The organism is Geodermatophilus sp. SYSU D00814, from assembly GCF_054050055.1.
On the sequence record NZ_JBJGYP010000007.1, the window covers coordinates 170868 to 178837 of the forward strand.

Sequence of the window (7970 nt, forward strand, 5' to 3'; positions counted from 1 at the left end):
CGGGTTCCCGCACCCGTGGGCTCGGCCGGCCTCCGGTCGCCGGGCGGTCAGCTCCCTGGAGGGGGTGCCGGCCGGCGGCGACGCTCGGCAGCGACCGGACCGGCACCGCGCCCGAGGAGCTCCCGTGACCGCCCAGGACCAGCAGCCGTCGACCGTGTCGGCGGCCCCGGAACGGGCGCCCGAGGGCGCCGACGGCCGGCCGCCCCCTCGTTACCCTCCCGCCATGACGCTGCGGGTCGTGTTCGCCGAGGACAACTACCTCGTCCGGCAGGGCACCGCGGCGCTCCTGGGGACGGCCGACGAGGTCGACGTGGTCGCCGTCGCCGAGGACGTGGACACGCTGCTGCGCCGGGTCGACGAGCTGCGGCCCGACGCGGTGCTCACCGACATCCGCATGCCCCCCGGGCTGACCGACGAGGGCATCGTCGCGGCCAAGCGCATCCGCGCCGCCCACCCGGGCACCGGCGTGGTGGTGCTGTCCCAGTACGTGGAGCCCGACTACGTCTTCGAGCTGCTGGAGGACGGCGTCGAGGGGCTCGGCTACCTGCTCAAGGAGCGCGTCTCCGACGTCGAGGAGCTGGTCCGGGCGCTGCGGGAGGTGGCGGCCGGGGGCTCGGCGCTGGACCCGAAGGTCGTCGAGGGGCTGCTGCGCCGCTCGACCGGCGAGCGGTCCCCGCTGGCCGGGCTGACCGACCGCGAGCTCGAGGTGTTGCAGCAGATGGCGACCGGCCGCAGCAACGCCGCGATCGCCCGCGTCGCCTACATGAGCGAGCGGGCGGTCGAGAAGCACATCACCGCGCTGTTCCAGAAGCTCGGGCTGAGCGAGGAGGGCGACCTCAACCGCCGGGTCGCGGCCGTGCTGACCTTCCTGGAGGCCGGCGGCCAGCCGCAGCCCCGCTGAGCGAACGGGGAGTGCGGCCGTCCCCCCGGCGCGGTGCGGGCAACCCCCTCCCCGGCCCGCTGCGGGGCGGCCACACTCCCGCCCATGCCCCCGGCCCCGGCAGCTGCCGGCACGCGCCGCGCCGGCGTCGCGCCGGCGGTCGGCTGGGTCCTGACCGCGGCCGGCGTGCTCGCGGTGTACCTGGTCGTGGTGGTCGGCGGCGACCTGCTGCTCGGGCGCACCGGCACCGCGCGCTCCGGCCTGGCGCTGCTGGCCACCGCGGTGGTCGCCGTCGGTCTGGAGCCGGCCCGGCGTCGCGTGCAGGCGGCCGTCGCCCGCCGGCTGGCGGGCCCGGTGCCCGAGCCGTACGAGCTGCTGTCCGGCTTCGCCGAGCGGCTGGGCAGCAGCGCGTCGGTGCGCGAGATGACCGGGCGGATGGCCCGGGTGCTCGCCGAGGGCACGGCCGCCGCGTGGACACAGGTCTGGCTGCTGGTGCACGGCGAGCCGCGGCTGGTGGCCGGCTGGCCTCCCGGGGTGGCCACCGACCCGCTGCCGCCGCCGCCCGCGGCCGAGCACCGGGCCGGCGTGCACAGCCTGCCGGTCGGTCACGGCGGGGAGGTGCTCGGCGTGCTGCGGGTGCGCGAGCGGCCCGGGCGCCCCCTCACCGCGGTCGAGCTGCGCCTGTTCACCGGCCTGGCCGGCCAGGCCGGCCTGCTGCTCGCCCGGGCGCAGCTGCAGACCGAGCTGCAGGCTCGCGTGGACGAGCTGACCGGGCAGGCGCGGCGGCTGCGCGCCGCGCAGGCCGAGCTGGTGACCGCCTCCGACGTCGAGCGCCGGCGCCTGGAGCGCGACCTGCACGACGGCGCCCAGCAGCAGCTCGTGGCGCTGAGCGTGCACCTCGGACTGGCGCGCCGGCTGCTCGGCACGGACCCGGCCCGCGCGCAGCGGGTGCTGGCCGAGCAGGCCGACGCCGCCGAGGCCGCCATCGAGACGCTCGTCACCCTCTCGCGGGGCCTCGGTGCCGCGACCCTGCTCGCCGACGGGCTGCCCGCGGCGCTGAGCCGGCTCGCGGTCACCGCGCCGGTGCCCACGACGGTGACCGTCGCCGCCGCGGTCCCGTGCCCGGCGGAGGTGGCCGCCGCGGTCTACTACTGCGCCTCCGAGGCGCTGCAGAACGCCGTCAAGCACTCCGGCGGGTCCTGGGTCCGGATCCACCTCGACGCGACCGCCGCGGGCGTGCTCCTGACCGTCGCCGACGACGGCAGCGGGCGGCTCCCCGACGGGACGGCCGGCGGCGCCGGGAGGGGCACCGGGCTGCGGGGCGTGCGCGGCCGAGCCACCGCCCTCGGCGGGACGGTGCGGGTCGAGGGCCGGCCCGGGCGGGGGACCACCGTGACGGTGCAGGTGCCCGTCCCGCCGGCCGGCGCGGACCGGCCGTGAGGGTCCGCCCGGGGATCCGCCTCGCGTGGCTGCTCGCCGGCCTGACCGCGGCCCTCGCGGGACTGCGCGTCGTCGTGCTCGCCGCCTCCGACCGGCTGGGCAGCGCCGAGGCGGTCACCGCCGGCTTCCCGCTGGTCGACGTCGGCGCCGTCACCGGGGCGGTGATCGGGGCCCTGGTCGTCTCGCGGCACCCCCGGCACCGCATCGGGTGGCTGTTCGTCGTCGGGCAGCTGCTCACCGAGCTCGGCGTCGCCGCCCAGGCCTACGGCGTCGCGGCCGTCCGCGGGGACCTCGGCGACGTCCCGGGCGGGCCGGGGGCGATCGCCGTGGGGCTGCACCTGGGTGCCTTCCCGACCCTGGCGCTGCTGGGGTGGCTGTTCCTGCTGGCGCCCGACGGGCGGTGGCCGCGCGGGCGCTGGTCGTGGGGGGTGTGGGTGCTCGCGCTCGGCGTGCTGCTGCACGCGGTCGCGGTGGCCCGGGTGGGCACCGGCCGGGTGGACGACGCCGGTCAGGTGCCCGCACCCGACGACCCGCTCGTGCAGGCGCTGCTGCTGCCCTCGTACGCGCTGGTCACCGGCGGTGTCGTCGTGGCCGCCGCCGCGCTGTTCTCCCGCCTGCGGCACAGCGACGGGCGCACGCGCGAGCAGCTGTGGTGGATCACGCTCGCGACGGTGCTGCTCGCGGTCACCGGGGGAGCCACGCTGGTGTCGGCGCAGTGGCTGCAGCTGCCGGCCTGGTCCACGCCCCTGCCGCTGATGGCCGGCTACGCCGCGGTGCCGGTGCTCACCGGGATCGGCATCCTGCGCCACCGGCTCTTCGACGTCGACGTCGTGCTCGACCGGGCGATCGTGCTCGCGCTGCTCACCGGCGGCGCCACCGTCCTGTACGCCGTCGCCGTCGTGGTGGTCAGCGGCCCGGGCCCGTGGTCGGCGTCCGATCCCGGCCTGCTGACCTCCGTGCTGCTCACCGCGGCGGTGGCCCTGCTGCTGCAGCCGCTGCGCAGCCGCGCCGCCCGCTTCGCGACCCGGCTGGTCTACGGCGCGCAGGCCGATCCCTACGTCGCGCTGGCGGACTTCACCCGGGAGCTGCAGGACGTCCCGCACCCGCAGGAGATGCTCGCCGGCGTCGCCCGGGCGATCGGCCGGGCGGTGGGGGCGGCGGTGGTGCGGCTCGACGTCCCGGGCGCGGCACCCCTGGACCGGTGGCCGGCCGCGACCACGTGGAGCGACGGCAGCGGCCGGGAGCCCCTCGCCCCGGACTGGACGGCACCGGTCGTCGCCGACCGCGGCGAGGTCGTGGGCCGGGTGGCGGTCACCATGCCGCCCGGACGGGGGCTGCGGACCCTGGAACGGCAGCTGCTGGCCGACTTCGTCGCCCAGGTCGGCCACGCCGTGGGCAACGTGCGCCTGGGGGCGGAGCTCTCGGCGCGCGCGGCCGAGCTGGTCACCCTGACCGGGCAGCTGGAGGCCTCCCGCCGCCGGCTGCTGGCCGCCCGCACCGAGGAGCGCGCCCGCTTCGAGGCCGCCGTCGAGCACGTGGTCCTGCCGCACCTGCAGCCGCTGCCCGCGGCGCTGCGCCGGCTCGCGACCTCCCCGGTCCACCCGGGGACGGGGGCCGCGCTGGAGGACCTGCTGACCGGCACCCAGCAGGCGGTCGACGCGCTGCGCACGGTCACCCGCGGGGTCTTCCCCGCCCAGCTCGCCCGGCGCGGCCTGCCCGCCGCGCTGGCCACCCACCTGCGCGGTGCCCGGCCGGCGGCCCGGGTCACGGCGACGGAGTGGTGGTCGGACCGGCGGCTGGACCCGCGGCTGGAGTCGACCCTGTACTTCGCGACCGTGGACCTGCTCGAGGAGCTGCCGGCCGTCCGGTCGGTCGAGCTGACCGCCGAGGGGGCCGGACGGGTCGCCCGGGTGGCGGTCGTCGGCCGTGCGGCGGGGGACACGCCGGCGGGCCGGTCCCGGCTGCTGACCGACCGGCTGGCCGTCTTCGACGGCACGGTGCGCAGCGACCGGGCGCCGGACGGGGAGGTGACCGTCCTGCTCGACCTGCCGGTCCCGTCCCCGCGATCAGCCGAGGAGGTCGTGCCAGGCGGCGCGGAGCCGGTCCGGGTCGAGTGAGACCTTGCTGAGGAAGCCCCCCGCGCCACAGGCGGACACGTCGTCGAGGTCCTGCACGTCGTAGGTGGACACCAGCAGCACCCGCGTCCCGGCGGTGTGCGGCCCGGTCGTGATCCGGCGGGTGGCCTCCAGGCCGCTGATCCCCGGCAGGCTCACGTCCATCACCACCAGGTCGGGGTGGGTGGCCGCCACCGCGTCCACGGCGGCCTCCCCGCTGTCCACCGCGCCGACCAGCTCGAACTCCTCGACCGCGGAGACCACCGCGCCGGCGGCCCGCCGGAAGGGCTCCTGGTCGTCGACGACCAGGACCCGCACCTTGGCCATGCCCGCCACCTCGCCCGCCACCTCCGAGCCGCCAGCGTGTCCGCACCGGGCCCGGCACGCCAGGGAGCCATCCCCCCGGTCGACGGGGGGATGGCCGCCCTCGCCGCGCGGGCCGCCCGGCCCGTGCGTGCGCTCAGCCGTCCCGGCGGCGCAGCACACGCCCGGCCAGCAGCAACCCGGCGGCGCACCAGGCCACGGTGACCGGCGCGGCCACCGCCGCGGACAGGGACCCGCCGCTGGGATCGGCGCCCATCAGCGCGGCCGCCGCCTCCCCGGGCAGGAACGGCACGACGTCGTTCGCCACCCGCGCCGGCAGCAGCCCCACCAGCGGCGCCAGCACCGCCAGCACCCCCAGCAGCGCGGCCGCGGCGCCGAGCGTGCTGCGCAGCAGCCAGGCCAGCACCTGGCCGAGGACCCCGACGGCGACGGCGTACCCGGCCGCACCGAGCACCACCTGCAGCGCGTCCAGGGACAGCACCGGGACCGCGAGGTCCCGGGTGCCGAGGACGGCCTGGCCGGCGAGGAAGGTGACCGCCGTGGCGACCGCCGTCACGGGCGCCACGAGCAGCGCCAGGGCGGCGGCCTTGGCGGCCACCACCAGCCCGCGCCGGGGCACCGCCGCGAACGTCACCCGGCTCAGCCCGGTCGTGGTCTCCCCGGTGACCTGCAGGATGCCGACGACGGCGGCCAGGAAGGCCAGCGTGCTGACCCCGGTCGTGGTGGCGGCGACGGCGTCGAACCCCGCGGGAGGCGGTCCCTCCCCGTCCTGCCAGACCACCGAGGACACGCTGGTCAGACCGGCGAGCACGGTGAACGCGGCGCCGGCGGCCAGCAGCGCCCAGGTGGAGCGCAGGCTGGTCAGCTTGATCCGCTCCGCGCGCAGGACGTGGGCCAGCGACAGCCGGCCCGTCCCGGTGGGCGCGGTGTCGGCGAGTGGGGTGGTCACGGTCGGGGGTCCTCTCGGGGTGCCCGCGGGACGCCGGGTCCGGCGGGGTGGGGGGAGCGCTCCCCGCCGTCCTGGCCGTACTCGACGGCCCCGGCGGTGAGCTCCACGAAGGCGTCCTCGAGCGACTGCCGTCCGGCGGTGAGCTCGGTGAGGACCACCCGGTGCTCCATCGCCAGGGAGGCGACCTCGTCGGCGTCGAGGTGGCGCACGGTGAGCCGGCCGTCGCCGTCGGGGTCGACCTGCGCGCCCCGGGCGGTGAGGACGGCGCGCAGCCGGTCGGCCTGCGCGGTGCGCACCTGCACCGACGGGGTGGCGCCGGTGAGCAGGTCGTCGGTGGGGGTGTCGGCGATCAGCCGGCCCCGTCCGATGACGACCAGGTGCGAGGCGGTCTGCGCCATCTCGCTCATCAGGTGCGAGGACAGGAACACGGTGCGCCCCTCGTCGGCCCGGGCTCGCAGGAACGACCGGATCCACCGGACGCCGTCGGGGTCCAGGCCGTTGACCGGCTCGTCGAGGACCAGCACCTGCGGGTCACCGAGCAGCGCGCCGGCCAGGCCGAGGCGCTGGCTCATGCCGAGGGAGTAGGTGCCGGCGCGCTCGTCGGCGACCTCGGTGAGCCCGACCAGCCGCAGCACCTCCTCCACGCGGGTCGCGCCCTCGCCGATGGTGGCGGCGAGGGCCAGCAGGTGCTTGCGGGCGGTCCGGTTCGGGTGGACGGCCTTGGCGTCGAGCACCGCGCCGACGGAGCGCAGCGGCCACGGGTGCTCGGCGAAGGGCCGGCCGGCGACCAGCGCGGTGCCCGCGTCGGGGCGGTCGAGCCCGAGGACCACCCGCATCGTGGTCGACTTGCCCGCGCCGTTGGGGCCGAGGAACCCGGTGACGCGTCCCGGGTGCACGGTGAAGCTGAGGTCGTCGACGGCGGTGCGGGTGCCGTAGCGCTTGGTGAGGTGGCGGACGTCGATCACGGGGGGCCTCGCTGGGGGAGGGGGTCGGGGCTCCGCGTCCCGCCTCCCCGGGGGACCGGGGCCGGCCGGTGGACGCGGCCGATCCAGTAGAGGCACGCGGCGGTCCGCGTCCCAGGGAGCCAGTCGCCTCCCCGGCGGGGGTGCGCCGCCGTGCCGCGGGAGGGGTGGCCGCCCGGGTGGTGGCGGGCGCACCGCCCGCCGGCCCGGACCCGGCGGGTCGGTTCCCCGCCCCCGACCGTGCGCCTGTCCCGATCGTGGCGGCGGCACCGCCGGCCCTCCACTGGGAGGGCCACTGCTCCTGCTCGACGAACGGACGGGTCCCTCATGTCCACCACCACGGAGGTCGCTCCCTCGCGCGGCCGGCTGCACCGGCTGACCCGGCGTCGCCCGCTCACCGTGTTCCTCGTGCTCGCCATCGGGCTGTCCTACGCGCTGGTCACCCTCTGGGGGCTCGCCTACCACGGCCACCTGCCGGGCGGGGACCTCCACGAGGTGCTGGGCATCGCCCCCGACGAGCTGACCGGCGTGGTGATCGCGCTGGCGCTGCTGCCCGCCGCGGTCTACGTCACGGGGGTCACCGAGGGGAGCGCGGGCGTGCGGGCGCTGTTCCGGCGCGCGTTCCGCTGGCGGGTGCACCCCGGCTGGTGGCTGACGGTGCTGCTCGCGCTGCCGGTGCTGACGATCGCGCTGGGCGCCGCGATGGGCGACGAGCTGCGCCCGGTCGACGTCGTGCCGGTGCTGGTCAGCCAGGCCGGCCTGCTGCTGGTCAACCTCGTGCTCGTCAACCTCTGGGAGGAGACGGCCTGGACGGGGGTGCTGCAGACCCGGCTGGAACGGCGGCACAACTGGTACGTCGCCGCGCTGCTGGTCGCCGTCCCGTTCGCGGTCGTGCACGTGCCGCTGGAGTTCTTCCTCGACCAGCAGGTGACCCCCGGCGTGCTGCTCGGCGCGCTGGTCAGCTACTTCCTGCTCGGCGTGTTCGTGCGGCCGCTGCTGGCGGCGGTGCGGCGGGGCACCGGCGGCAGCCTGCTGCTCGTCGCGCTGCTGCACAGCGTCTTCAACCGCACCAACAACGACAACGGCATCGCCGCCGAGTTCCTCGACGGCCAGATGCGGGCGATCAGCATGCTCGTCGCCACGGTCCTCCTGACCGTCGCCGTGGCCGTCGTCGCCCGCCGCCGGCTCTCCCGGCAGTACGGCCGCGAGCTCGAGGCGTCGCCGCGCTGATCGGCTCCCGGGCCGGGGGCGGCCTTGCCGCCCCCGCCCCTCCCCCCGACCCCCCACCCCCCCGGGCACCC

General features: G+C 77.8%; 7 protein-coding genes. 4 read left to right on the forward strand and 3 right to left on the reverse strand.

Going from position 1 to position 7970, the window contains the following annotated elements; genetic code table 11:
• Nucleotides 1-223 precede the first annotated feature (223 nt).
• The 3 genes from ACI780_RS07530 to ACI780_RS07540 all read left to right on the forward strand — a co-directional run bounded on the left by ACI780_RS07530 (nt 224) and on the right by ACI780_RS07540 (nt 4437).
• On the forward strand, nt 224-901 hold the full coding sequence (locus tag ACI780_RS07530; RefSeq protein ID WP_456870918.1) for a response regulator transcription factor: 678 nt from the start codon (nt 224-226) through the stop codon (nt 899-901).
• A gap of 84 nt (nt 902-985) precedes the next feature.
• Nucleotides 986-2320 (forward strand): GAF domain-containing sensor histidine kinase, encoded by a 1335-nt coding sequence (locus ACI780_RS07535; protein ID WP_456870919.1) that lies wholly within the window; start codon nt 986-988, stop codon nt 2318-2320.
• Nucleotides 2317-4437 carry a hypothetical protein gene (locus ACI780_RS07540; RefSeq protein WP_457001932.1) on the forward strand — a complete coding sequence of 707 codons (2121 nt, stop codon included), beginning with the start codon at nt 2317-2319 and terminating at the stop codon, nt 4435-4437. Before ACI780_RS07535 ends, ACI780_RS07540 begins: the two co-directional genes overlap by 4 nt.
• Here ACI780_RS07540 and ACI780_RS07545 read toward each other — a convergent pair.
• The 3 genes from ACI780_RS07545 to ACI780_RS07555 all read right to left on the reverse strand — a co-directional run bounded on the left by ACI780_RS07545 (nt 4387) and on the right by ACI780_RS07555 (nt 6672).
• Nucleotides 4387-4761, reverse strand: a complete 375-nt coding sequence (locus ACI780_RS07545) for a response regulator (protein WP_456870921.1) — start codon at nt 4759-4761, stop codon at nt 4387-4389. The genes ACI780_RS07540 and ACI780_RS07545 overlap by 51 nt on opposite strands.
• 133 nt (nt 4762-4894) lie before the next feature.
• Nucleotides 4895-5707, reverse strand: a complete 813-nt coding sequence (locus ACI780_RS07550) for a hypothetical protein (protein ID WP_456870922.1) — start codon at nt 5705-5707, stop codon at nt 4895-4897.
• Nucleotides 5704-6672 (reverse strand): ABC transporter ATP-binding protein, encoded by a 969-nt coding sequence (locus ACI780_RS07555; RefSeq protein WP_457001935.1) that lies wholly within the window; start codon nt 6670-6672, stop codon nt 5704-5706. The genes ACI780_RS07550 and ACI780_RS07555 overlap by 4 nt, the downstream gene beginning before the upstream one ends.
• A gap of 324 nt (nt 6673-6996) precedes the next feature.
• Here ACI780_RS07555 and ACI780_RS07560 point away from each other — a divergent pair, with 324 nt between their 5' ends.
• Nucleotides 6997-7899, forward strand: coding sequence for a CPBP family intramembrane glutamic endopeptidase (locus ACI780_RS07560; protein ID WP_456870924.1), 903 nt, complete (start codon nt 6997-6999; stop codon nt 7897-7899).
• Nucleotides 7900-7970 lie beyond the last annotated feature (71 nt).